Origin of the sequence: Wolbachia endosymbiont (group A) of Longitarsus flavicornis (assembly GCF_963931955.1) — a bacterium.
Classification (GTDB): Bacteria; Pseudomonadota; Alphaproteobacteria; order Rickettsiales; family Anaplasmataceae; genus Wolbachia.
The window spans coordinates 1,414,734-1,440,440 of sequence record NZ_OZ008337.1; the positions used below are offsets into that span (position 1 = coordinate 1,414,734).

The 25,707-nt window shown below is 35.1% G+C and carries 23 protein-coding genes, 6 pseudogenes and 1 riboswitch; of the genes and pseudogenes, 16 read left to right on the forward strand and 13 right to left on the reverse strand.

The window, feature by feature from the left end:
* Positions 1–20 precede the first annotated feature (20 nt).
* A complete protein-coding gene (locus AABM58_RS06805; RefSeq protein ID WP_338406736.1) occupies positions 21–2,453 on the forward strand; it encodes a hypothetical protein in 2,433 nt (810 codons plus the stop codon).
* A 64-nt stretch (positions 2,454–2,517) separates the two neighbouring features.
* On the opposite strand, the pseudogene AABM58_RS06810 reads toward AABM58_RS06805, so the two are convergent.
* The 6 genes and pseudogenes from AABM58_RS06810 to AABM58_RS06835 form a co-directional block, all read right to left on the reverse strand.
* Positions 2,518–2,734 (reverse strand): annotated as a pseudogene (locus tag AABM58_RS06810) (IS481 family transposase); the annotation flags it as partial.
* Positions 2,735–2,756: 22 nt separating this feature from the next.
* Positions 2,757–2,936, reverse strand: a pseudogene (locus AABM58_RS06815) (transposase); the annotation flags it as partial.
* Positions 2,937–2,938: 2 nt separating this feature from the next.
* Positions 2,939–3,124 (reverse strand): annotated as a pseudogene (locus AABM58_RS06820) (IS5/IS1182 family transposase); the annotation flags it as partial.
* Positions 3,125–3,214: 90 nt separating this feature from the next.
* Positions 3,215–3,538 (reverse strand): Grx4 family monothiol glutaredoxin, encoded by a 324-nt coding sequence (grxD, locus tag AABM58_RS06825; RefSeq protein WP_338406737.1) that lies wholly within the window; start codon positions 3,536–3,538, stop codon positions 3,215–3,217.
* Positions 3,539–3,553: 15 nt separating this feature from the next.
* Positions 3,554–3,772 (reverse strand): BolA/IbaG family iron-sulfur metabolism protein, encoded by a 219-nt coding sequence (locus AABM58_RS06830; RefSeq protein ID WP_338406738.1) that lies wholly within the window; start codon positions 3,770–3,772, stop codon positions 3,554–3,556.
* A 60-nt stretch (positions 3,773–3,832) separates the two neighbouring features.
* Positions 3,833–5,164 (reverse strand): malic enzyme-like NAD(P)-binding protein, encoded by a 1,332-nt coding sequence (locus AABM58_RS06835; RefSeq protein ID WP_338406910.1) that lies wholly within the window; start codon positions 5,162–5,164, stop codon positions 3,833–3,835.
* A gap of 134 nt (positions 5,165–5,298) precedes the next feature.
* Between AABM58_RS06835 and pgsA the strand changes: the two genes are divergently transcribed.
* The 8 genes from pgsA (at position 5,299) to AABM58_RS06875 (ending at position 11,560) form a co-directional block, all read left to right on the forward strand.
* Positions 5,299–5,832 (forward strand): CDP-diacylglycerol--glycerol-3-phosphate 3-phosphatidyltransferase, encoded by a 534-nt coding sequence (pgsA, locus tag AABM58_RS06840; protein ID WP_338406739.1) that lies wholly within the window; start codon positions 5,299–5,301, stop codon positions 5,830–5,832.
* A 120-nt stretch (positions 5,833–5,952) separates the two neighbouring features.
* The gene (locus AABM58_RS06845) at positions 5,953–6,894 is read left to right on the forward strand and encodes a hypothetical protein (protein ID WP_338406740.1); all 942 of its coding nucleotides are present in this window, start codon (positions 5,953–5,955) and stop codon (positions 6,892–6,894) included.
* A gap of 60 nt (positions 6,895–6,954) precedes the next feature.
* Complete coding sequence (locus tag AABM58_RS06850) at positions 6,955–7,662, forward strand: outer membrane protein assembly factor BamD (protein ID WP_338406741.1); 708 nt, start codon at positions 6,955–6,957, stop codon at positions 7,660–7,662.
* Positions 7,663–7,722: 60 nt separating this feature from the next.
* A complete protein-coding gene (locus tag AABM58_RS06855; RefSeq protein ID WP_338406742.1) occupies positions 7,723–8,457 on the forward strand; it encodes a YebC/PmpR family DNA-binding transcriptional regulator in 735 nt (244 codons plus the stop codon).
* Between the two features lie 273 nt (positions 8,458–8,730).
* The gene (locus AABM58_RS06860) at positions 8,731–9,591 is read left to right on the forward strand and encodes a M23 family metallopeptidase (protein ID WP_410529786.1); all 861 of its coding nucleotides are present in this window, start codon (positions 8,731–8,733) and stop codon (positions 9,589–9,591) included.
* A gap of 7 nt (positions 9,592–9,598) precedes the next feature.
* Positions 9,599–10,444 carry an SPFH domain-containing protein gene (locus AABM58_RS06865; RefSeq protein ID WP_338406911.1) on the forward strand — a complete coding sequence of 282 codons (846 nt, stop codon included), beginning with the start codon at positions 9,599–9,601 and terminating at the stop codon, positions 10,442–10,444.
* A gap of 76 nt (positions 10,445–10,520) precedes the next feature.
* A riboswitch (TPP riboswitch) is annotated at positions 10,521–10,623 on the forward strand.
* Entirely contained in the window at positions 10,612–10,887 is a 276-nt protein-coding gene (locus AABM58_RS06870) for a SemiSWEET family sugar transporter (protein ID WP_338406744.1), read from the forward strand. (Overlaps the previous riboswitch by 12 nt.)
* The gene (locus AABM58_RS06875; RefSeq protein ID WP_338406745.1) at positions 10,868–11,560 is read left to right on the forward strand and encodes a thiamine diphosphokinase; all 693 of its coding nucleotides are present in this window, start codon (positions 10,868–10,870) and stop codon (positions 11,558–11,560) included. The genes AABM58_RS06870 and AABM58_RS06875 overlap by 20 nt, the downstream gene beginning before the upstream one ends.
* Before the next feature lie 307 nt (positions 11,561–11,867).
* Here AABM58_RS06875 and AABM58_RS06880 read toward each other — a convergent pair whose 3' ends face one another.
* Positions 11,868–12,053 (reverse strand): hypothetical protein, encoded by a 186-nt coding sequence (locus tag AABM58_RS06880; RefSeq protein ID WP_338406746.1) that lies wholly within the window; start codon positions 12,051–12,053, stop codon positions 11,868–11,870.
* A gap of 729 nt (positions 12,054–12,782) precedes the next feature.
* Between AABM58_RS06880 and AABM58_RS06885 the strand changes: the two genes are divergently transcribed.
* A complete protein-coding gene (locus AABM58_RS06885) occupies positions 12,783–14,186 on the forward strand; it encodes a malonyl-CoA decarboxylase (RefSeq protein WP_338406747.1) in 1,404 nt (467 codons plus the stop codon).
* A gap of 75 nt (positions 14,187–14,261) precedes the next feature.
* Positions 14,262–16,058 (forward strand): translation elongation factor 4, encoded by a 1,797-nt coding sequence (lepA, locus tag AABM58_RS06890; protein ID WP_338406748.1) that lies wholly within the window; start codon positions 14,262–14,264, stop codon positions 16,056–16,058.
* Positions 16,059–16,540: 482 nt separating this feature from the next.
* On the opposite strand, the gene AABM58_RS06895 is transcribed toward lepA, so the two are convergent.
* A complete protein-coding gene (locus AABM58_RS06895) occupies positions 16,541–17,806 on the reverse strand; it encodes an MFS transporter (RefSeq protein ID WP_338406749.1) in 1,266 nt (421 codons plus the stop codon).
* Between the two features lie 53 nt (positions 17,807–17,859).
* On the opposite strand from AABM58_RS06895, the gene AABM58_RS06900 reads away from it, so the two are divergent.
* A complete protein-coding gene (locus AABM58_RS06900; protein ID WP_338406750.1) occupies positions 17,860–18,000 on the forward strand; it encodes a hypothetical protein in 141 nt (46 codons plus the stop codon).
* A gap of 663 nt (positions 18,001–18,663) precedes the next feature.
* Here AABM58_RS06900 and argB read toward each other — a convergent pair.
* Both argB and yihA read right to left on the reverse strand, forming a co-directional pair.
* Entirely contained in the window at positions 18,664–19,575 is a 912-nt protein-coding gene (gene argB / locus AABM58_RS06905) for an acetylglutamate kinase (protein ID WP_338406912.1), read from the reverse strand.
* Between the two features lie 4 nt (positions 19,576–19,579).
* Positions 19,580–20,173 (reverse strand): ribosome biogenesis GTP-binding protein YihA/YsxC, encoded by a 594-nt coding sequence (yihA, locus tag AABM58_RS06910; protein WP_410529782.1) that lies wholly within the window; start codon positions 20,171–20,173, stop codon positions 19,580–19,582.
* Between the two features lie 98 nt (positions 20,174–20,271).
* Between yihA and prfA the strand changes: the two genes are divergently transcribed.
* Positions 20,272–21,351 (forward strand): peptide chain release factor 1, encoded by a 1,080-nt coding sequence (gene prfA / locus AABM58_RS06915; RefSeq protein WP_265025604.1) that lies wholly within the window; start codon positions 20,272–20,274, stop codon positions 21,349–21,351.
* A 28-nt stretch (positions 21,352–21,379) separates the two neighbouring features.
* Here prfA and AABM58_RS06920 read toward each other — a convergent pair whose 3' ends face one another.
* Positions 21,380–22,132 carry an MFS transporter gene (locus AABM58_RS06920; RefSeq protein ID WP_338406751.1) on the reverse strand — a complete coding sequence of 251 codons (753 nt, stop codon included), beginning with the start codon at positions 22,130–22,132 and terminating at the stop codon, positions 21,380–21,382.
* A 73-nt stretch (positions 22,133–22,205) separates the two neighbouring features.
* On the opposite strand from AABM58_RS06920, the gene AABM58_RS06925 reads away from it, so the two are divergent.
* Positions 22,206–22,998, forward strand: a protein-coding gene (locus AABM58_RS06925) for an IS5 family transposase (RefSeq protein ID WP_338405927.1) whose coding sequence is annotated in 2 segments (ribosomal slippage) — positions 22,206–22,469 and positions 22,471–22,998 — 792 coding nt in all. Because the reading frame shifts where the segments join, the coding sequence is not laid out codon by codon here.
* A 9-nt stretch (positions 22,999–23,007) separates the two neighbouring features.
* Here the strand turns inward: AABM58_RS06925 and AABM58_RS06930 are convergent.
* A pseudogene (locus AABM58_RS06930) lies at positions 23,008–23,409 on the reverse strand (MFS transporter); the annotation flags it as partial.
* Between the two features lie 16 nt (positions 23,410–23,425).
* Here AABM58_RS06930 and AABM58_RS07955 point away from each other — a divergent pair.
* Positions 23,426–23,512, forward strand: a pseudogene (locus AABM58_RS07955) (N-acetyltransferase); the annotation flags it as partial.
* A gap of 361 nt (positions 23,513–23,873) precedes the next feature.
* Positions 23,874–24,803, forward strand: coding sequence for an AEC family transporter (locus tag AABM58_RS06935; protein ID WP_141456821.1), 930 nt, complete (start codon positions 23,874–23,876; stop codon positions 24,801–24,803).
* Positions 24,804–24,872: 69 nt separating this feature from the next.
* Here AABM58_RS06935 and AABM58_RS06940 read toward each other — a convergent pair.
* Positions 24,873–25,699 (reverse strand): annotated as a pseudogene (locus AABM58_RS06940) (IS5 family transposase).
* Between the last annotated feature and the right edge of the window lie 8 nt (positions 25,700–25,707).

The following is a 25,707-nucleotide window of genomic DNA, read 5'->3' on the forward strand; positions in this document are numbered from 1 at the left end:
GGGTTATTAGTGAGGGGTATATGAACACTAACGATACACAACAAGAACACATTTATAATGAGCGCATTCAAGAAATTTTTCCTTTATTTGATAAAATAAAAAAGGAAGACGACCCAATTTATAATGCTAGAGTTGATTTTAACACAGTAAAGTTTTTAACAAAACACGCCAACTGGAATTGGGACGAAGAAGAAAACAAAAATAAAGCATATGGAGTTATTCTTCAGGAATGCGACAAGACAAAGAAAGCTGGACAAGACCTTGAAAGTGAAGTTAAAGAAAGGTTGAAAGAGTATGTTGATGATGTTGCAGGAGTTTCAATATACGGTAATCACGCAAGTATTACGCTGGGAGATAACAAAAAAGAGTTTAAAATCAGCGAATTTTTAAATAGTGATTTTTGTGAAAAGAATGGAATCTCGGGATTTTCAACGTTGCATAGTGATGGAAAGAGCGGAATGCATGGTTTTGTTGCCGAGGAAGAAGGGAAAAAAATAAGACATTATGTCGTAACCGATGGTTCATGTGAAATGACGCTAAATTGGTATGTAAATGGGGAAAAGTGTACTATTAAAGTCGATATTGATAAAGAAGGTGTGAAACTTATTGAAGGTAATGGCGTTACTGAAGATCAGCTAAAAGCAAATAAAGACGTAAAAATAGGTGGTTTATTCTTGCATGAAATACAATTCAGGGAAAAAGGACAAGGAAAAGCGAATGAGATGCAACATAATAAAGACAGTAACGAGCTATCATCTGAAACTACAACAAGAATTGATGTTAATAGAGATGTTAGCGTTCAAGCTGCTCATATGAATCGAGAAGTTGGGTCTCAGACCCCTCCGCTGCCACCACTTAGAACTAGTTCACTCAAAAAAGATGTTTTCGATGAGCAAGGGAGTGGAAGCCAAAAATCAGGTAAAAGTGAGCAAACACCTAATGGTCAGCAAAAAGATGCAACTTCTGATTCTTCAGATAGTTCTACTTTCACCAAATCCGTAAGCCAAGATAATAGGCAAGAAGATGAACAGTATGACAATCCTACATTTGGACATGCTGTACCTGGAAGCCAAAAACCAGATAGAAGTGAGCAAACACCTAATAATCAGCAACAACCTGAAACCCAGCAACAAGAAGAAAATAGCAAAGGCGATCTATTACAAGACATCAGAAATTTCAAGAAAAACAACTTAAGGCACACTGATGTTGATGATAGAAAAGCATCAATTGCAGGAAGTAGAAAAAATAACCCATCACCGTTAGAAACATTAAAGGACAGAATTCCTTATTCATCTTCTCCAGATAACAGTGATAACCAAGATGCTAGTGATGTTAAGTGGAAAGAAAGTGAACAGCCGCTCTCTGCTACAGCACTCAATAATAAAAGTGACTCGGGCTATTCATCTCCAACTCATGACAATAATGAACAATCTCAAGTAAATCCTGAACAGTTAAAGAAGAGCTTAGAGAACATTGAACAAAGTAACCAAACTCCACCTGAAAATCTTCTTAAAGAAATCAGAGATAGATCACAGCAAGATAATAGAGGATTAAGGCAAGTTGATCCTACTGATAAACTGTCACAAGATAAAGAAGATGGGTTGCAAAAAGACAATTTAGCAGATGTAAAAACAGTGGAAGGTCCAACCGTTAATGTCTCTGCTTCAACACCAAATAGTATAAGTGATTCAGGTTATATATCTCCAACTAGTAGTGATAGTAAACCTCAAACAGATTTAAAACAGGTAGGAAGGAAATTAGAAGAACATATTAATCTAACTCTATTTGAAGAACTTAAAAATACATTAGGTCAAGAAAATCTCGGGTTAAAACCGGCTGATCAGAGTCAGATTAGTGAAGAAACTAAAAAACGCTTGAGAGAAGATGGATTGCTAAAAGACAGTTCAACAGATGTAAAAACAAATGATTCGGGCTATTCATCTCCAACTCATGCCAATCATGAACAATCTCAAGTAAATCCTGAGCAGTTAAAGAAGAGCTTAGAAAACATTGAACCAAAAGAAATCGGAGATACGAGTGAGTTAAAAGAAGCATTGGATAAAGGGTTAAGAGAACCGGCACAACAGGCTACTAAAGAAAATATTCCTAAAGATTCATTCTCAGAAAACGTTTTAGAAAAGATAGGAGAAGGTAAACAATATGACCCTATACGTAAGTGGTTAGAAAAAACAGTGGCAGAACGAGAAAATGCTGACACTAGTCCAACCGTAGATAAAAATAGCGAACTATATAAATTGCTAGAAAAAAATAAGATACAACTGGAAGTTGGAGTAATAGAAGAAGAAAGAAAAGATACTTTAACAGAACACACTGATGGTTATGATCGCAATAGAATTGCATTAGCTAACAGAAATAAAAGACCACTAGATTGGGCTAAACAGGTTGCTGAGTCACAACAAGAAAAAGATACTAAGAAAGGTATTTCAATATAAATTGAGGGGAAATGTTCAAATAAGTGGGAGTGTAAAAGACAAGACTTAATCTGACAGTGATGAATTAACTGACAGAAGAATTGAGGTAGTCAAAACTAATATCAGACTGTTGTTTAATGCTACTAATATTTTTCTGAAAAGCAATATATTTGCTATCAAGAAAAGTTTGCATAGGATAGCAATATTTACCCGTTTGTCTCATTGTAAGAACGCAACCAATGATCAACATCGATCTTCAAAGAACTGTAGATTTTCTTTCTAAAGATGATATTGTATAGCTCTTTCCATAATAGTCAGAACAAATCATAAAAAAGCATAATCAACAGCATGACAAGAAGATGTGAATAGAGGAATGTTTTTCCTGGCTCTGTTTTTTATAGCAAACCAATGATGCTCAATTTTATTGAAATCTGGAGAATATGGAGGAAGATAAAGAATTTCAGCACCTACTCCTTTAGCAAGATCATCGATTTTTTTAGATTTTATGTACGATATTCTCTTATATATTCCAGTGCCATAAGTAGCCTGTCTTCTATGTAAAGTTTACTTTTTCTTCCTCTTCTAGCTTTTTTTCTTTTATCCTCCACTTCTAGAATTTCTACCATTTGCTCAAATGTTGCTTTTTTTACCCCTGTTAAATGTCGAAACTTTTCTATTCCCTTATATTTCATGCTTTCAAATACTTCTTCTTACACTCCCTCTAACAATTTTGAAAGAAGTCTATTGTCTGAACAGATACCTGGGTACTGGTTTCTTGGTACTTATTCCGCAATAATTTTTTTTTCTTTTAATAAGCTTTGCAATTCACCTTTTTCGTACATCTCGCGGGTTATGTCGCAGCCACCGATAAACTCTCCCTTTATATATAATTGTGGAATTGTTGGCCAATCAGAAAACTTTTTTATAGATTCACGTATTTCATCATTCTCCAATACGTTAATACACTTAAACTTCACATTCAATTTTTTAAGGATTGACACAACGAGTCCAGAGAATCCACATTGAGGAAAATCAGAAGTGCCTTTCATATACAATACTACATCATTTTCTGCTATATTTTTTTTTATTTGTTCAAAATTGCTCATAAATTCACCTTATTTTTAAGTATTAGTTTCTAGCTGCAAGGCGTGTATAGACTGACCTTCCAGAGCTTTATGTACCATTTTATGCTGTTCTATTTTTGTCTTTCCAAGAAAGCGCTTGGAGGTTATTTTTAAATGATAATGATCATCATCTCCAGCAAGGTCATGAACCTTTATATCAGCGTCGGGGAACGATTGTTTGATGATCCTCTCTAATTCGTGAATTGCAATAGTCATTGATTTGCTTTAAATTACAATACTTTCATTATAAATCTAAAACGACTGGGTGCAATTGAATTATTGATTATATAGTTGTGAAGATAGTAGATTCAGCGTGTTGAGTGCACTAGCAAGGCGAGATTTTAATTGATTTTCATATTTGCTCCAATCTTGTATTGCCTTTCTTGCAACACCTGAGTAAACTGCAGCTTTTGCAACAGCAGGAGATACTATAGAAATTAATCTTGGGTCAAATGGAGTAGGTATTATATATTCATGCCCATAGCTCATTTTACGACCACCATAGGCTGCAGATATCTCACCTGGTACTGGCTCACGGGCAAGCTTTGCTATTGCATCTGCAGCTGCAATTTTCATCTCATTATTTATTGTTGTTGCATGTACATCAAGCGCCCCTCTAAATATGTAAGGAAATCCCATTACGTTGTTGACTTGGTTGTTGTAATCTGACCTACCAGTTGCGATTATTGCATCTGGCCTCACAGATTTTGCAAACTCAGGCCTTACTTCTGGATTGGGGTTGGCGAGAGCGAAAATAATCGGGTCTTTGCCCATACTCTTTAACATCTCTTCATTTAACACATCTTTTGCAGATAGTCCGATGAATACATCAGCGCCTTTTATTGTATCAAGTAGAGAACGTTCGGAAGTATCAATTGCATACTTTTCCTTCCACTCATTCATGTCTTCGTTTCTACCTTTGTATATTACTCCTTGCTTATCACACAGCACTATATTTTTAGCACCCATGGACTTTAGTATTTCTAAACATGCAATACCGGCTGCTCCAGCACCATTCATGATGATCTTAACGTCCTCTAATTTCTTTCCGACAATATCAAGAGCATTTTCTATACCAGCTGCAACAACTACTGCAGTTCCATGCTGATCATCGTGGAATACTGGAATGTCCATCAGTTCATTCAGACGTTTCTCTATTATAAAACAATCGGGAGATCTTATATCTTCTAAATTTATTCCTCCCCAACTTGGTCCAAGATATCTTACTGCATTGATGAAATCTTCTATATTTTCTGTATCAACTTCTATATCTACTGCATCAATATCAGCAAAACGCTTAAATAAAACAGCTTTGCCTTCCATGACCGGTTTTGAAGCAAGAGGACCGATATTACCAAGTCCAAGCACTGCAGTGCCATTTGAAATGACAGCAACACAGTTGCTTTTTGCCGTATAATCATAAACAACCTCAGGATTTTTAGCTATTTCAAGGCACGGAGCTGCAACGCCAGGGGAATAAGCAAGTGACAAATCATACTGGGTAGATAAAGGTTTTGTTGGCATGATTGAAATTTTACCAGGTTTACCACCTCTACTGTGATAATTAAGTGCCTCTTGTTTTGTGGTACTATCTAAATCATCGTTCATCATTACATCCTTATATTTTAAGCTTGTATTTTTTAAGTATATGGAGTTTTTATAAATGTTCAATTGTAAACTATTAGCTTGTGAACTCTGGTGTACTTCTGTATAAGTTTACCTACTACGTAGAATGGTATTACATGCTTAAGAAAAACGTGCCTAATTTGCTTACAATTTCTCGTGCGCTTGCAGTACCAGCAATAATATTAAGTTTTTATATAGAAAATAAATATGCAGGCCTGATAACAATATCAATCTTTGTATTTGCGTGCATTACGGATTTTTTTGATGGTTACCTGGCGCGTGCGTGGAAAGTCCAATCAAAGTTTGGCAAGCTATTTGATCCAATTGCTGATAAATTAATAGTGGTTTCAACGATAATTATGCTAGTTTATAAGCAGAAGATAAATGATTTTACAATAGTACCATCGATTATCATCATCTGTAGGGAGATATTAGTCTCGGGTTTGCGGGAGTTTTTGATAGCTACAAATGTTAGTCTACCTGTAAGCAAAGCTGGCAAAATTAAAACATTTTTGCAGATGGTTGCTGTAGTAGCGCTAATAATGAACGATTATTATATGATTCAATATACAGGTGCGATTTGTTTATGGGTTGCAGCTATTATAACTGTGTGGTCAGGCTATAATTATATCCTAGCCGGCATCAAATAGATTGATTAAATCTCCTAGGAAATAGTTAATAGACAAGAGTAGTTAATATCTTAGTGATATTGACTCAGAAAGCAAAAAGGTGTATAATTGTATTAACTTACAACTAATTAGGTTAATATTATGAAAACACCTAGTGGCAAATTTTCTTCTACCAAAAAGGTTCCAGGAAAGAATAAGAAAAAAAGAGATTTTGAACCATTAGAAGAGTTTTTTTGGGATTTTTGGCCAACAGTTGATAAAGAAGTCAAAAGAGAAAGGCTAGAACAAGAGCTATTAACACTAAAAAAAAGAGAGCTATATAGACAATGTGCATCATTGGTAACAATGGTTCCATTTGCATTATTTATGGCTATTGAACTGGAAAAAATATGTAGCGATCAGGTATTACTTGGCGTGATAAGTGGCGTGCTAAGCCACACTATATTACCTTTCATGGTCCTATCTCTTATTTGTACGCTATATTTAATTTACAATAATAGGAAAATAGCACAAAAAGAACGAGAGTTGAAAAATATTGAAAATGAAGAGGAAGTAAAGGAAAAAGAGCACAATATTTCTGATATAGGTCAGTGTTTGATCTATATTGAGGCTATAACAACTGCACTGGTTATTGTAGGTATGATAATGGGTGAAACATCTTCACTTGAAGCAGCAGAGGATGCAATTTTATTTCTTGCCAATGCAATTGCTTTTCTTGTAACTATTGTTTCTTATATTGATAAGCATGAAAAAAATAAGAAAAAGGAAACAGAAAAGTCTGATCTTGATGAGAAATCTAGCAAGAAAACTAGCAATATGTCTGTAGCCGGATTGGCGCTTGCTGGTTCTTCTATATTTTTAATAAGAAGGATAATGTTAATGGCATTAGCATCGTCCTTAAATCCTGCTGTTGGACCTACTTTAGGCTTGATAGGTATTGCAATTTTTATGGCTGTACAGGTCTTAACTATACATTCCTACAGTAAGACGCTGAAAGATCCAAAAGTGGAAGGACGAGGTGAATCAAGAAATGCAGGTAGTTCTGACCGTAGTTATAAAGAAGAAGGACCGGCTATTGCCTAAGAAATTTATTTATTTAAGTAATATTTAGGTCTATACTTTATTTTGATCGAAAAAAATCTTATGTATAAGACTTTAATCACGTGCTTTATTTTCCTAATTTGCTCCTTTACACAATCGTATGCGGATGATCTTGAAAAAACTGAAACTGAACTATATGAAGAAGCAGTTGAACTTTTTGACCAGAAAAAATATAAACAAGCTATTAGGGCATTTCATAAGATAGAGGATTTGTATCCTTTTTCTTATTGGGCAATGAAAGCAAAATTATTATCTGGGGTCTCTCACTATAATATGGGTAACTATAGCAGTGCTGCAAGTGATATGGATGATTATATATATGTTTATTCAAATGGTGAAGATTTACCATATGTATACTACTTAAGAGTATTATCTTATTACATGCAAATTAATAAAGTGCAACTTGGACAGCAAACTGCATATAAAACTTTAGAGCTGGCTACAGAGTACATTAATCTCTTTCCAGGCAGCGAATATGTAGACGAGATAAAGGAGAAAGCAAAGCTAATCACAGAGCATATATCAACAAAAGAGTATTCTATCGGTAAATTTTACCTGAGGCGTGGTGAATATTTAGCAGCAATTAAGCGTTTCCAGAATATGGCAAGCTATAAGGATTCTAAATATTTTTCTAAATCTATTAACTATTTAATAGCAGCCCATTCAGCTATTGGCCTTGACTTAGAAGCTGAGCAGTATGAAAGTATGTTATTAGCAGAAAACCTGCAAGATGCCAAGCCGGAGGCTTGAAAATTTGCTTTAGCTTTTTCTATGCTTTTATATATAATTTAGATTTTTAACTATTTGAATATGGCTGGTCATTCACAATTTTCAAATATAAAACACCGGAAAGGTGCTCAGGATGCAAAGCGCTCTCAAAAATTTACGAAGCTGATTAGAGAAATAGCAGTTGCTGCAAAGCAAGGGCTACCCGAACTCAACCCGCGCCTTCGCTCTGCTATATTTGCTGCACGCAAGGAAAATCTACCAAAAGATAAAATAGAAACAGCAATAAAAAATGCAACTGGTAACGTTGCTGGAGAAAATTACGAGGAAATACAATATGAAGGTCATGGGCCTTCTGGCACTGCACTCATTGTCCATGCCTTGACTAATAACCGCAACCGTACTGCTTCTGAGGTACGTTATATCTTTTCTCGTAAAGGTGGAAATTTAGGAGAAACAGGAAGTGTTAGTTACCTTTTCGATCATGTAGGCTTAATCGTCTATAAAGCAGAGGGTGTGAATTTTGATGATTTATTCAGTCATGGAATCGAATTAGAAGTATTGAATGTTGAGGAAAATGACAAAGAAGGATTACACGTTATAACTTGTGAAATAAAAGATTTTGGTAAAGTACGCGATGCCTTTTATGCAAAATTCGGAGAACCAGAACTTGCTCGTCTTTCACGGCAGCCAAAAGATCTGATTGAAATTAGCGATAAAGAGTTGATTGATAAATTATCTGCATTGGTTGAAGAGCTGGAAGATAGTGATGATGTACAGTATGTGGAAGGTAATTTTACTTTTGTTGATGCTGTTTAAATGATGAAGCTGATTATATTTATACTGCTCTTTATCTTACCGTTATATACCGCTGAAACATCAACAGATTTTGCAGTGCTGTTCCAGCATGGGATCAGGAAAAAAGAGCCAGTGTCAAACAAACAACTGTACGAACATTGTGATATAAGGGTAATTTCCACCAAGAAAGATGTCATCCCAGTGCTTGACTACTTGGATCCAGAAAATTCAATTACAAATGAACACATCAAGCGATTGTATAATAAAAACTGGATTCCAGCGTCAAGCGCTGGAATGACAGGAGAGGATTTTGAGGTGACAGAAAGCAACCATGATAGAAGATTATTATTCATATCCAGTACCATAAAATCTTCCTTTTTTGCCACGGGAATTGAGCAAGGGTTGGCGCCAAATACAGTGGTGAAATTGATCAACATATATAAAGATTTCGGTGTTGATTTTAAAAAAGACATTGTGCCGAAGAGTAAATTGGAGGTTCTTTTTGAGAGATTGCCTAATAATCAGAAGACTGAAGAAAAAATTTTATATGCTTCACTGACAATAAACAAGAAAGCTATTAGTTTATATCATTATAAATCGCAAGACGGCAAAGAAAGGTATTTTAATAATGAAGGAATAAGCTTAAAAAATGGCGAAATTTTTGCAAATCCTTTAAATGGAGATTATCGCATATCCTCAAAATTTGGCAATAGAAAGCATCCTGTTCGCGGTAAAATTGCTTTTCACAAAGGAGTGGATTATGCAGCTAAACTTGGCACTCCCATATACGCTGCTGCAGAGGGTGTGATAGAATATATAGGAAAGAATGGTGGCTATGGAAATTACATCAAAATAAAACACAAAAATGAATATTCAACCTGTTACGCGCATATAAGTAGATTTAGTGGCGATATAAAGTTAGGCTCTAAAGTAAAGCAGGGGCAGATCATCGCTTATGTTGGTAGCACTGGTGTTGCAACAGGACCCCATTTACATTACGAAGTTATATATAACGGCAAACACATCGATCCGCTTACGATAGAACATAAAACTGAAGTAAAATTGCCTGATCATGAATTAAGAGAGTTTAAACTATTTGTAAATAAGATAAATAAAACGATCAACAGAGAGGGTTCAAGTGAAAAAGAAGTTTAAAGACAGTATGGATAAAAATACGATAAACGATAGAAATTTGAATCAAATTCGGGCTTTTCCTGTACTAATAGCGCTAGGATTAATTTTATCGCTGCTTTTTTTGGCATATGACAGCACAATTGCACTTGGAGTTGCTGCCGTTTCAATTTTGACTTTTCTTCAAGGATTTTTTATTAATGACCCTAATGAAGCAAGAGTGATAGAATTTTTTGGTCATTATATTGGAACTTATTTTAAGTCTGGAATATGTGTAACGCTTCCCTTTTCAAGCAAATATATAGTTTCCCTAAAATTTCAGAATATTAACACAGAAAAAATAAAAGTTAATGATGCAAATGGAAGTCCAATAGAGATTTCTGCAGTAATTGTTTGGAGAGTGAGCAGTCCTGCAAAGGCGTATTATAATGTTAACAACTATCACGAATTTGTTTTTGTACAAAGTGACTCGGTAATTAGAGAATTGGCGAGCAATTATCCGTATGATAGCGAAAGCGATGAGGAATCTTTACGTAAAAATTCTGATAAAATTTCAGATGAATTGCGGTCAATGTTACAACAAAGATTAGATATTGCAGGAATTGAGATTACAGAAGCAAGAATATCGCATTTGGCGTATTCGTCCGAGATTGCACAAGCAATGTTAAGGCGTCAACAAGCACATGCTATCACTTCGGCAAGAAGGCATATAGTGCAAAATGCAATAGGAATTGTCGAGGAAGTAATAGCTCATTTTGAAAAAAACAAAAGCTTACAATTAGATGGCAAGCAAAAGGTTCAATTGATAAATAATTTGTTGGTTGCCCTAATCTCTGAGCAAGATGCACAACCGACGATTAGTTTAGATAATAATTAGCATAGAAGCCGATTGGGTTTCATAAATGCAAGTCACTATTAATTTCTTGATTAATAGACTAAATGATGTTATAAATTACACGCATTAGGGGTGCTCTAGAAAAGCTGAGAGTACATAAAGTACAACCCTTTGAACCTGATATTGTTAACGCAAGCGTAGGAAAATGTATGTATATAAATATTGAAGAATGCTTCGGCTTCATTGCGTTAATTGCATCTCTAATTGGATTATCACCTCAAGTATATAAAGCATATATCACTAAAGTTACTCGTGATGTATCGATGTTAATGTTAGTAAACTATCTTATTTGTTCATTGTCTTGGATTGGCTATGGTCTTTACCAGAGCTCAATTTTTGTGGTGCTTAGCAATATTGCTGGATTAGTGATTAGCATAATATCAATTATTCAAAAATGTTACTACGATGCAAAATCTGCACCATGATCATGTGCTCCACTGCAGTACACAACAACAATATCGTTCTATTGTAGTGCTAAATGGAAAAATACCGAGCTCATCGTTTTTTAAACGAGATATACCTATTATTGCTGTAGATGGAGGAGCAAACAAGCTTCTATCAATTGGCGTAAAACCTGATCTTGTAGTAGGAGATTTGGATAGCGTAAATCTGGATTTACGTGCTAATTTGAATACGATATATCTACCTGATCAAGATTATTGCGACTTTTCTAAAGCAATGGCTCACTTAAAGACAGTAAAGTTATTGCCATCAATAGTAACGGGTATTACTGGGGGAGCAATTGATCATATACTACAAAATATTAACGTTTTTCTAAGTACAGATAGTATCTTTTACACACCTTCACCTCCCATGGTAGGTTACACTTTACAAAAAGGTATTACCCATTTTTTTTCTTTGCCAAAAAATACTAAAATATCTTTACTTGGTATACCGAGAGCTCAAATATCAACCAAAGGATTAAAATGGGAACTGTACTTTAGTGATCTTGCTTTTCCAGGAAAGAATTCTTGCTTTAATCGAAGTTTAGGCAATAAGTTATCTATAGAAGTACACAGTGGTATATGTTTGGCGATGGTTTATTTAGAAGCAGTAGATGATGCTGCAAGACATCATGTGCGTCAAGTTAAGAAGTAAATAGACTTCTTGCATAACCCAAACTAAGTAGAAAAAAGGTATCATCCAAGTAGCTGACACTGGTTCCTTTATGACGTGTCATTCCAGTTTCAGCTACTTGAATGACAGCAGTCCTACGTCATACCGCCGCGGTATCTCTTAGCCGCTAACAAGCAGCGGGATGACGAATTGCTTAACCGTCATACCGCCACGAACCGTCATACCGCCGCAGACCGTCATACCGCGATTCATTCGCGGTATCTCTTAGCTGCTAACACGTAGTGGGATACTTGATCTTTACAGGGATGACGGTTGTCAGGCTAGCCTGTCATCCCAGTGCCCAGACACTGGGATCCAGGAATTTTATTAAGTTGGTAAGCATAAAAGTGTTATGTAAAATACAACGTTCTTGATGGGATTGCGTGAAAGGCTGGATCCCAGTGTCAGCTACTTGGATGACAAAAAAAGGAGCACTGGCATGACACCTCTCTTGGACTCTTTTAGCCACAAACATTAAGAAATTTACTAAATGAAAAAAAAGGCAAAAGAAGCCCTGAGGTTATTATCCGCTTTAAAATATTGGCGTTTTTTATGTTTTAAACGCTTGACAAGCGAGATTCAGCCGCTTTTAATTGCAACTAACCTACGCTGCAAATGTTTAAGAAATTTACTAAGCAGAAAAAAAGACAAAGAATCCCCGAGTTAGCTAGTCTTTTACTATCTCTGTCGAGTATTGGCATTTTTTGATGTCTTGTAACGCTTTATAAGCGCGTTCAGCTTATTTAGATAAAAATCTAGATGTAGATGAAGTTTTGTAAAGACATACAGTATCTATATACTGCAAAAAATTGAACATAAGACGCCGATACATTAAGTAATCCTTACCTTTTAATCTGCAGATTGGCGAAAGCAAATACAATAGCTTCAGTTTCATAATAGGGGGGCTGGCGGAGTTTGTCAAGTAAGTTTTTCGTTTCTACTGAATGACAGTTGTGGCTTGGGAGGTAGTGCAAGAAGTCTATTGTATTACTGAATTATTAATAATCTAGTAATAGTGCCTGCTATGTAGCTAAAATTTTCCTTTAACTTAAGCTACATGTAGCTAAAATAACTTGGGTTTACCGACGATTTGACAAACGACAAATTCGTCATCCCGCTGCTTGTTAGCGGGATCTAGAGATACCGCGGCGGTATGACGTGGGGAAACCTGACTTGCATTAGCCATGTATAATAAAGGGAATCTATGACAAAAGAATCATTGGTAAAAACTGATATAGTGAAAGTTGAAGACAAAAAAGCGGTAAGGAGCTTTTTTAAAATACTAGGTGGAGTGGCAGATGCTGTAAGATCATGGATTGGTAACATCGGTCCTGATTTAAGTAACAGTCGCGATATCGATAGTTTAGTCTTGAAGATGAACGAGTGCTTAAACCCAAAGGGAGGGGAAGTTTCAGCACGTAAAAACGCTGTATCTCTTGGTAATCTGTACTTGAACTTATCAGAGAAAGGTAAAATAAAATTTCTACAAACCCTGGCAGAAAAATTTAATCCGAATAAAGCGGAAATAGATGAGAAAATTAAAGAGTATAAGAAAAATCAAGATCCCGAGTTAAACTATAAATTTGAACAGGATTTAATAAAAATTCTTGAATCACCGCGTTCTAAAATATTAAAGCAATTTATTTCTTTACCAGAAGGCCTTAAGTTTATTGTTGATATGCGTTCTGATGTGCTTAAGCTAAAGAACCAATATAGAAGCTTGAATCCACTAGAGAACGAATTAAAAAATATACTCTATACTTGGGTTGATGTTGATCTACTTGATCTTCGTCAAATCACCTGGGATTCACCTGCATCATTGCTAGAAAAACTTATAAAATATGAAGCTGTGCATAAAATTTCCTCTTGGGGCGACCTAAAAAACAGACTAGACTCTGATCGTCTCTGTTTTGCTTTTTTTCATTACAAGATACCAAACGAACCTCTAATTTTTGTAGAGGTTGCATTGGTGGATAAGATTGCAGATAGCATTCAACACCTTTTAGATGAGTCGGTACCTTCAAATGATCCAAGTAGTGCGAGCACTGCTATATTCTATTCAATATCAAATACTCAAGCAGGGTTATCTGGAATCAGCCTTGGTAATTTTTTGATCAAAAGGGTTGTAGAAAAGCTATCACAAGAGTTTAAAAGTATAAAAACATACGCAACTCTTTCTCCAATACCTGGCTTTACGAAATGGCTAAAAAACAATCTAAACCAAGATGTCACTTTATTGGGCAAACTAAATATAAAACAATCTAGTGCAGAAATTTTAGAAAGTGCAGAGCAATTAAAAACTAATGTTGAATGTACAAATGAAACTAAACAATACATGCTTAAACTATGTGCATATTATTTACTAAAAGTGAATAATAGTAATGGAAATACTTATGACCCGGTGGCGCATTTTCATTTAAGCAATGGTGCATCGATAAAACAATTAAACTGGATGGCGGATACTTCTGAAAAAGGTATTAGTCAGTCGGCTGGAATGATGGTAAATTATCTGTATGAGTTGCCTAAAATAGATAATAATCATGAGAATTATATGATTAATAAAGTGATTTCCTGCTCGAAAAAAGTGTCGTCTATGTTGAAGGAGTAAATAGTCTCTTAATAAAGGATTGCCCTCACAACACTTAAAATGTAAAATGGTTCTACTTAAGTAAAATAGCCATAAATGAACAACATAAGAAATTTTGCAATAATAGCGCATATAGACCACGGTAAGTCAACGCTTGCTGACCGTTTAATAGAGGAATGTAACGGCCTTGAAGCAAGAGAAATGACCAATCAAATACTCGATTCAATGGATATAGAGCGTGAACGTGGCATTACAATTAAAGCACAGACGGTAAAACTCAATTATACGGCAAACGACGGTAATCAATATTGCCTAAATCTCATGGACACTCCAGGTCATGTTGATTTTTCATATGAAGTGAGTCGAAGCTTAGCAGCGTGCGAAGGTTCACTTTTAATAGTAGATAGCAGTCAAGGCGTTGAAGCACAAACCCTTGCAAATGTATATAAAGCTATTGACAACAACCATGAAATAATAGTTGTGCTCAATAAAGTTGATCTTCCTGCTGCAGATCCAGAAGGAGTAAAACTCCAGGTTGAGGAAATAATTGGTATTGACGCAAGTGAGTCAGTTTTAATATCAGCAAAAACTGGACTTGGAATAAAAGATGTACTTGAAGCAATAGTGGCAAAACTTCCAGCTCCTCAAGGTGATGTAAATGCTCCACTGCAAGCAATTTTAGTTGATAGTTGGTATGACACTTACTTAGGAGTAGTAATTTTAGTGCGAGTTAAAAATGGAGTGCTAAAAAAAGGCATGAAAATTGTTATGATGTCTAATAATGCTACATATCAGATAGATAATATCGGTATTTTCACCCCTAAAAAAGTGATGACGGGTGAACTTTCAGCGGGTGAAGTTGGTTTTATAACTGCTTCAATGAAGGAAGTAGCAGACTGCAAGGTAGGGGACACTATCACTGAGGAAAAGAGACCTTGTAGTGAAGCACTTCCTGGATTTAAAGAAGTGCATCCTGTGGTATTTTGTAGCATTTTCCCTCACAAAACGGATGATTTTAAATATCTAAGGGAAGCTCTAGAGAAGTTACATTTAAATGATGCAAGTTTTACCTTCGAAGCTGAAACTTCAAATGCACTAGGCTATGGATTTCGTTGTGGTTTTTTGGGAATGTTGCATCTTGAAGTTATTCAAGAAAGGCTCGAGAGAGAATTTGATTTAGACCTAACAGCAACTGCACCGAGTGTTATATATAGGGTTACAACACGAAGTGGTGAAGTTTTGAATATTCATAACCCAAGTGATATGCCAGATCCAACAAAGATTGAAATGGTAGAAGAGCCGTGGATTACCGCAACCATAATGGTCCCTGATCAATACTTAGGTGATATTCTATCTCTATGTGAAGAAAGGAGGGGAGAACAGGAGGATTTATCTTACATTGGTAACACAACAACAGCATTGTTAAGATATAAATTACCACTGTCTGAAGTTGTTTTTGACTTTTATGATCGATTAAAATCAATTTCCAAAGGATATGCAAGTTTGGATTGGGAAATTTCCAGCTATCTGGTAAGCCAAATAGATAAATTAAGCTTTTTAATTAATGGAGAGCCCGTAGATGCATTAGCCTGTATTGTTCACAAAAGTAGGGCAGAAAAAAGGGGGCGTGAAATATGTGCACGCTTGAAGGATCTAATACCACGTCAGCAATATAAAATCGCGATTCAAGCGGCAGTGGGCGGAAAAATTATTGCCAGAGAAACGATTAACCCATACAGAAAAGATGTAACAGCTAAACTCTATGGTGGAGATGTAACGCGAAGAATGAAACTACTTGAAAAGCAAAAGAAGGGTAAAAAAAGGTTACATTCTATAGGGAACGTAAATATTCCACAGAATGCTTTTATTCAAGCCTTGAAGATAAGTGATTGATCTTAAAAGACTTCTTGTATAGTTTTTGGCAACAACCGCTAGAAATAAAAAACTTACTTGACAAACTCCGCCAGCGCCCTTATCATGAAAATGAAGCTATTTATTTATCTTCTCTGTACAGATTAAATGACAAAAAAACTCACGTATCTGGCGTCTCATGTTTAATTTTTTGCACTATGTGCACCTTATGTCTTTATCAAACTTCTACCTACATAAGCTGAAACGCGCTTATAAAGCGTTTAAAACATAAAAAAACGCCAACTTAAAAAATGGATAGTGAATAACTAGCTACCCTAGGGTTTCTTTTGCCTTTTTTTTCCATTTGGTAAATTTCTTAATGTTTATGGCTAAACGACAACCGTCATCCCGCTACTTGTTAGCGGCTGAGATACCGCGGCGGTATGACGTAGGACTGCTGTCATTCCAGTGTCAGCTACTCGGATGAAACCCTTTCCTGACCTATCAAATCACATAAGAGAAAACTAAGACCAATCAAATTTTTTATCTTGCGGCTTTATTTGCAATATTGCTACCACACTGATCAATAAGCAAAAGACTACATAAAGCCCAGCGGCAAAGTTTACTTGAGGAAATGTTATAGTAAACCAAGTGCATATCATAGGAGTAAATCCTCCATGTAATGCATAAGAGATGTTACGTGATAAACTCACTCCACTAAATCTAACATTGGTAGGAAAAAGTTGAGCAGCAACTATTCCTATAGGATTTATACCCCTTTCTGTTATAGAAAGAGCCATTACACTAAGCATAATTATAAGATAACTTTTATAGTAGTATGCAGTAGATAACACAGGACAACACAGTACCATTGTGATCACTGTAAATAAGATTGCAGTGCGCTCTTTTCCTACTTTATCAGCTAACATTCCGAGCGCTATTGAAGATATCGGCATTAATATACTGGTTATAATGAGCACAATTTCATTGACATATGTTGTTACATACGTCTCAACCGACACTATTTCTTTTGCAATTGTTCGAAGAAATATGGTAAATCCAACAGCAACATTAACAGGTACAGATATTAAAATAGCAAGTATCAGAGCTCTCTTGTAGCGTTTTATAAGCTCTATTATTGGCAAATCAGATAAATTCCTTTGTTTTCGATTTTCTTCATATGCTGGAGTTTCTCCTAATGTGTATACACTATATGCGCTGATTAACCCCAAAACAAATGAAAAAGTAAACGGCAACCTCCAACCCCAAGCGTTAAAATCAGTGTTTTTTTTGCAGATAATCACTACAATCACAGAGAGCAAGATGCCAATGGAGCGACCAAAACTTATTATTCCAAAAAACATTCCTAGTTTTTTCTTATTAGGTAAATGCTCTATGAGATAAACAGAACTGCCTCCTTGTTCAGCGCCAAGCGCAATCCCTTGTGTCACATGGATTGCAAGAAGCAATATAGTAGAAGTTATACCTATTTTGCTATAACTTGGAATAAACGCAATGAGACTAGACGGAATCGATATTAGCAAGATAGCGATTGTTAATGCCATTGTCCTTCCATACCTGTCACCAATGTGACCAAATATGAATGCGCCAAGTGGCCTTACCATAGCACCCAGTCCTGCAATTCCAAACAATTGCAGTATGCTGTAGTAAACATCTTTTGCACAACAAAACTCTCTACTAATTATGTTAACCAGATCGATAAAGAGCATATGGTCATACCATATTGCGATTCTGCAGAGAATAGCTGATATCAACACCCTTGTTTGCACTAAATTTAATTTGTAAATGTTTGCTTATTTCATTGTGGCTGCTTTTTGGGATTTTGCAACCTAAGGTGTGGGTTGACTTTTTTATTATGGTGTGTGATAATTGCAGTGTTATTAAGTTTAGTGGTAAAGTTATAATAGATATAGCCTATTTAGCAGCACTTATATCAGCAGCTATAATAAAAATAGCAGAGTAATACTTTGTGCTATAACGTGTATAAGCATTTTCTTTGGGAGTATTGTATGAGTTTCTTCCCGACCATCTGAATGTTTTGTGGTCATTTCTTCATTCAGAACTTCCTTTAATAGTTTTTGTGTATCTGTTCAGGCAATGGCGTCAACTTAAGGGAAAATATCAGTGATTGTGTATAAAATTTCTCTCTAAATTTTTTATCATTAAATTATCCAAAGAGTGCAATAAACAGCACTTTTGTTTCTGTTTTATTTCAACAAAGAAGTCTAAAATGTGTCCTTAAGTTGACGCCATTGCCTGAACGGATACGTTTTTGTTTTTTGGCTTCTTCTAAAAGATCCTTTACAGCTTGATTATTTTTATGACTTATAGCATAATGTAGTAGTGATAATGTCTCCTCTCTACTCTGATACTTGCGAGTTATTTTTGCTAAAAGAATCGTGCTTGCGTTATAGCTGGACCTTTTGAATATTCCATTTTGAACTTTTCGGCAACACCTTTCCCTTCCTCTATTTCTCTTGCTAGCTTTTGAATATTCTTTCCATCTTTATTTGTTTATGTCACATACTAATGTCAGTTTTGACGTTTAAGAACATACAGAAAAGAGGAACCGTCGCCATGCTGGCGGACTCAAATCACAACGTTCGTACAGTTGTAAGCAGTATAGCTATAAATCACTCACAATCGATATGCTTGAATTATTCTCAGTAAATAAATCAAGCATAATGTTAGGTATTCTACCATCAACTATGTGAACAACTCCAGCACATTCCTCCGCCATTTTAACGTATGCCATAAGCCTTTCAATAAATTTTTCCCCTTTAATTTTCCCACAATCAATCGATGCATTTAAACTTTTAACAGATATCTTCCTGCCACCAATTTTATCTATTTCTTCATCTGTGTCACTCAAGATTATCATTTTAGATGCAGAAACTGCAATTGCAATTGCGCTTGCAGTGCTATCGGCATCAATATGATATGTTTCCCCATCTTTTCCATGACCAATTGGTGCAATAACTGGTATAAAATCTGATTCTTCAATAAAAAATAATATATCAGGATTGATTTCAGTAGGTCTACCGATGAACCCCATGTCTAATATCTTTTCGATATTATTTGATCTATCTTCTCTAAGCGTAGCGGTTATTTTTTCGGCTTTAATTAAGTTACCATCTTTTCCACATAATCCAATAGCTGAACCACCAGCAGAATTTATATGCTGAACAATTTTTTTATTAACTGAGCCACACAGTGCCATTTCAATGATTTTCATAGTGTCTCTGTCTGTAAGTCTGATACCATTCACAAACTTACTGTCCATATCCAGCACTTTTAACACCGAGTTAATTTCATATTCTCCGTCATGAATTATTACCGGATTTATACCAAGCTGCTTCAACAAGACAACATTATGCACAAAAGTATTAAATAGTGTTTCATCTAAGATTATTGTACCACCGCATTTAATGACAAAAGTCTCGCCTACAAAGCTAGGTATATTAGATAGCACTTCAAGTAATATTTCTGCTTTTTGTTCAAATGATACCTCACCCTTTAAAAATTCACTACTCTTCATTTTTTTATCTTGTAAACTTGAAAAACTCATCTCTTACCTTGGTTATTTTATGCTTAACACGGATGCTCATTTGATGAATTGACACATTCTCATTATTAATCCATCTTTGAATATCTTCTATAACAGCACCTAAGCTTTTTTGACTTACTTTATCTATTTTTGTTAGCACAACGTTAAAGTTAATGTTATTATATATTAACCAATAAATGAAGTCTTTGTCTATTTCTTTTAATCCTACCTTGCTATCTATCAACACAAACACTCTTCTTAGATTTCTTCTTTGAATTAGATAATACTCAATTAAGTTTAAATATTGTATAATTTCTTCCTTACCTGCATGAGAATAACCATACCCTGGTAGGTCAACAAGTCTGAACTTATCATCGTACATAGAGTAAAAATTTATTTGTCTAGTGCATCCAGGTTTAGAGGAAACTCTGGCAGCTTTTTTGCTGTTTATCAGTAAGTTGATCAGACTGGATTTTCCTACATTTGATCTACCAGCAAACGCAATCTCTGGAGCCGACTCATTTGGTAATGTTTTTATGTCCGAAGCTCCAAATATGAAATTGCAGTTTGATGTTATCTGTTTTGCCATTATATTCAACTAGAAGGTAGTAGGTATATTATAGTGTTATTGCTTGATATAAGAAATTTTTTATTTCAGTATATATTACTTAGCTAGATCTGTGCTATATGGATATGGAAAATAATTTACAAGACTTAAAGAAAAAATTTAATGATATAGAGAGGAATTTGGAAAATCCTACCAATTTAAGTCAAAAAGAATTCATTACCCTTTCAAAGGAATACTCTGAGCTCAGGCCAATAATCAAGATAATTGATGAATATAACACGCTGAAAGAGGAAATTTCAGACTTAGAAGAAATAATGAAAGATGAAAACAGCGAAGGTGATATAAAAGAGTTAGCAAAAGAAGAATTTTTCGAAAAGCACAAGGTATTATTGCCAAAAGTAAAAGCAAAACTAAAGTTAGCATTATTGCCCAAAGATGAAGATGACTCAAGAAATGCAATATTGGAAATCAGAGCAGGTACAGGAGGAGGAGAAGCAGCATTATTTGCAGCAATGTTATTTCGTATGTATCAAAAATATGCAGAAAGAAGAAATTGGAAGTTCGAGCCAATAAGCATTTCTAATACAGGTATAGGTGGCTATAAGGAAGCTTCTGCACTCATTAATGGAACAGAAGTTTTTGCAAGGTTGAAATTTGAATCAGGGGTGCACAGAGTACAGAGAGTGCCAGAAACTGAATCCTCAGGAAGGTTGCATACCTCTGCCGCTACTGTTGCGATATTACCTGAAGTAGAAGAAGTTGACTTTAAAATAGAAGAAAAAGACTTACGAATAGATGTTTATAGATCCAGTGGTCCTGGAGGGCAATCAGTGAATACAACCGATAGTGCAGTAAGAGTCACCCACTTGCCAACAGGGATAGTTGTAATACAGCAAGATGAAAAATCGCAGCACAAAAATAAAGCTAAAGCGCTCAAAGTATTGAGGGCAAGGCTATACGAAATTGAAAGACAAAAAAAAGAAATGGAAAGGTCAACAATGAGGAAAAGCCAAATTGGCTCTGGTGATCGTTCCGAGCGCATAAGAACATATAATTTCCCGCAATCAAGAATAACAGACCACAGAATTAATCTAACTTCACATCGGCTAGAGCAGATCATAAAAGAAGGTGAACTAGATGAATTTATTGAGGCATTAATTTCACGTAATGAAGCAGAAAGATTGGCCGGGGAAAGTTAATCGCTCACATCTGTAAAAAGATCATTAATTATACCGGATCTTTTAAAAACAATAAACAGGCAGTAAAAACAAGTTCTAGTACTATCGCGGATAGAACAAGAACAGCTACACTAATTGTTTGACCATTGTAAACGTAGCTTGTTAAGCCGATAAAAATAGCCATGATAAAAGCTCTAATGAACGAGACTGCAGAAGAAGCTGTGCCTTTAATTTCAGGGAAAACATTTATTGATGCATTAAAAATCACTGCCTGGCAAATTGCACAACTGATAGAAAAAATAATCATAGACAGTGTTACTAAGTAGAAAGAGTGGGGTACAATTATACTGAATATTACAAGCAATAGAGACCCAATAGCACCTACGCTCGTACCAGAAATTACACACCATATTTCTCCAAGTTTCTGCAAGATTTTGCCAGCAAATAGACTAATGAGTGAGAAGCACCCAACTATTGCACCTTGATGTAGTGCATAAATAGTGCTAGATAAACCAAAAGTCTTCATATACAGAAAAGGTCCACAAGTAATGAATGACATATAAGCGGCAGAAAAGAGGCTTGACATCAAAGACAACGTAACAAACCTCGGATTAGATAGTAGTTTTCTGTAATCTTTCATCGTTTTTTTTAAACTGAAAATATCGCGGTCCTTTTTTGTTTCTGGTAACGCTAAAAGCAGCAAAACCCAAGAGATTAAACAAAGTATTGCAACAGTTGCATAATTACCACGCCATCCTACAGCACCATTGATAAAACTTCCTAAAACAGGTGCAATTGCCATGACAACTGTAAGAACCTGTACATGATCTCAAGAAAGGAATAAACTAAGAGATAATGTATATAAGTTAGGATATATGAGGAGTTTATACCCAAGTAATATAAGTCGGGAAAGATTTGAGATTATATTACCAGATCTAGAGTCCTGTAGAAAAAAAACAAAACCAAGAAAACTTGATTTGTATGATGTATTTTGTGGAGTGTTATACGTTCTGAAAAGCGTTTGTCAGTGGAGAATGCTACCAAAAGAGTTTCCAAAATGGCGCAATTGTTACGACTATTTTAAGAAGTGGAGTGAAAAACCAGATGCAAATAAAGAAAGTGTTCTGGAGCTGGTGTTAAAAAAAAATAGTTGGCGTAGTCCGACAAAACAATGGTCGGAAAGAAAAAACCAGCTTCTGCATAATTGATGCACAGAGTGTAAAAAATGCAGATACTGCTGAAGAAAAAGGCTACGATGCAGGCAAAAAGATTTCAGGAATAAAACGCCATATTGCAGTAGATACGCAAGGTTTGCCACATGCAATTTATGTAACAACAGCAGAGATAACTGACCGTAGCAGTGCTGTGAGAATGGTAGAAAATGCAAAAGAAAACCTCTCGGGAGTTAAAAATGTACTGGTTGATGCAGGCTATACGGGAGAGAATTTTGCAACACAAATAAAAGCAACTATTGGTGCAACTGTTGAGGTAATAAAACGCAGTGAATTACATACCTTTGCTGTATTGCCAAAAAGATGGGTTGTAGAGCGTTCTTTTGCTTGGTTGGAAAAATGTAGACGGTTATGGAAAAATTGCGAGCGTAAACTCAACACCAGCTTGCAAATGGTAGTTCTTGCTTTCACTGCTTTGTTCCTCAAAAGATTATGAACAGGTTCTAAGAACAGAATTCATGATTCCAATAAATTTCACCGCTTCGTCACCTTTATAGCTGTCTGCAACGATTGCAAACACAACTACAGATGTGCTGGCACCAATGCCCTGAACAAAGCGAGAGATTAAAAGCCAAAAAATCGACGGTGCAAAAACACAACCAACAGCGCCGATTAATAACAAAGTGTTACCTATGATCATAATTCTCCTTCTGCCGTAGCATTCAGACAAAGGACCGAAAAACAACCCTCCTATGCAAAAGCCTAAAAAATTATAAGCAATAGTTAATTGAATTGTTCCTTCTGATACGTTAAAATAGCACACCATATCAGGAAAACTAGGTACGGAAATGTCAATTTCAATGAACTTGGCAATTAGAGACAGGATTAATAGAAAGGGTAGTAACATTTGAGATTTTCAATTAATGAATAAAAATATCACATTTAAAGCGTTGAAAGAAGAACATTTTTTACTGTTATTAAAATGGTTAGAAACACCTCATGTGAAGGAATAGTGGATAAATTGGACACTAGGGTTAATTAAAGAAAAATATGACAACTATGTTAAAGCTCTTACTCTCTGTCCTAACTTTACTTATTTCCTCTTACTTTTTCAACAGTCCGTCTAAATTACTACAAGCAGTTTAATTTTTAGTAAATATGTCATTATTCAAAAATATGCAAGAAGCTTTACAGAAACTTAACATAATTTTATCATAAAAATGTCATTCTTAAGTCCTATGTAAAAACAAATTTTGGCACTAATTTAATTAACTATGAGCTGGGTAAATTGGAAAATAAATTTTGTTTACTTTTACAATACCTTAAGATCTAATATCACTTTATCAGTCAAAAGTATCACAATAGGTTAGTATGTTCTTTACTCTTTTCCTAAAAATATTACCTATTTATATTACGATATTTATTGGTTATTTAGCAGGAAAATGTCTTAAAATTGATAGAAACACTATATCTCAAATACTCTTTTATATAGCTAATCCAATAGTGATTTTATATGGAGTTTCTCATACAGAAGTTAATTTAAAAGTAATTTCTCTGCCGATTTTGATATGGTTTATAGGTAGCACTATGTCCTTATCAGTGTATTATCTTTCTTCTTTTTTATTTAAGGATAACACGAGAAACATATTAGCATTTAGCTCGGGTAGCACAAGTATGGGTTATTTTGGCCTGCCGATTGCCATGGCTTTATTTGATGAAGATTCAGTATCTGTATATGTTGTTTGTTATATAGGAATGGCGCTATTTGAAAACAGCTTAGGATTTTACATAGCTGCAAATGGTATTTATACCGCAAAAGAATGCATATTAAAGTTGTTCAAACTTCCTTCGCTTTATGCGATGGTTCTGGGCTTCTTTTTAAGTATATACGATATACAAATACCTACTTTTTTAACAGATGTTATGATGAATATTAGAAGTACATTTGTCACATTAGGAATGGTGCTACTTGGAGTGAGCATTGCGAATATTGCAAGCTTTAAAATAGATTGGAAGCTTGCTTTGATCACTATTACAGCAAAGTACGTATTCTGGCCACTGTTTGTTTTAGGAATTGTCCTTTTAGACAAGCATGTTATAGGTATATACGATGAGAGCATATATAAAGCACTGATGTTGCTGGCTATTATTCCAGTTTCTGGGTCCAGTATAATACTTGCTAATATTTTGAATTATCAACCAGATAAAGCTACTCTGTTGCTTCTAATCAGTACTGCAGTGGGACTGTTTTATGTTCCACTAATAATATCATTATTTTTTACTAAACTTGTTCCTTTTTGATCAAAAAATTAAGCGCTTGCACAACCATTATTTGAGTAACAACACAAGACATTAGACTTCTTTCAAAATTCATGTATGGAGCTCAAAATTGTGAATTGCAGCAATCAAATTAAACCTTAAACCAAAACGTTTTCGTCGGTTTCTATACCTGTCCGAGATGATTTTAAACCTTTTCAATAAGCCAATTACGTTTTCAACAATTGCCCTTTGGCTCATAAGTGCCCTGTTCTCTTTTTTTTGTTCTTTGCTTAACGGATTCTTTTTCATTTTCCTGTGCGGTAATACAACATTTTTGTGTATCTTCTGCATTCCCCTGTAGCCGGCATCAGCTAAGATTTTGGTGTCCGGTAATATTGCTACCTTTGATTCTCTAAACATCCGAAAATCGTGTTTTCTACCATTCGAGAAAGATGTGCATATGACTTTTTTACTCTTCTTCTCTGTTACTATTTGTGTTTTTATAGTATGCCTTTTTTTCTTTCCAGAGTAGAAGGGCTTTTGCTTTTTTTTGGTCTCTCTACTGGCGTTTCAGTTCCGTCTATTACTAAAACTTCATATTCTACATCACTCTTTAATAGCTCTTTTTTTCCTGGTAATGCAAAATCTGGATGTTTTATTAATATGTCTTCTACCTATCTTATTATTTTAAAACTGTTACTTTCACTCATGCCATAGCTTTGCCCAATATGAAAATATGTACGATATTCTCTTATATATTCCAGTGCCATAAGTAGCCTGTCTTCTATGCAAAGTTTACTTTTTCTTCCACTTCTAGCTTTTTTTCTTTTATCCTCCACTTCTAGAATTTCTACCATTCGCTCAAATGTTGCTTTTTTTACCCCTGTTAAACGTCGAAACTTTTCTCCTTCTAACTTTTCTATTTCCTTATATTTCATGCTTTCAA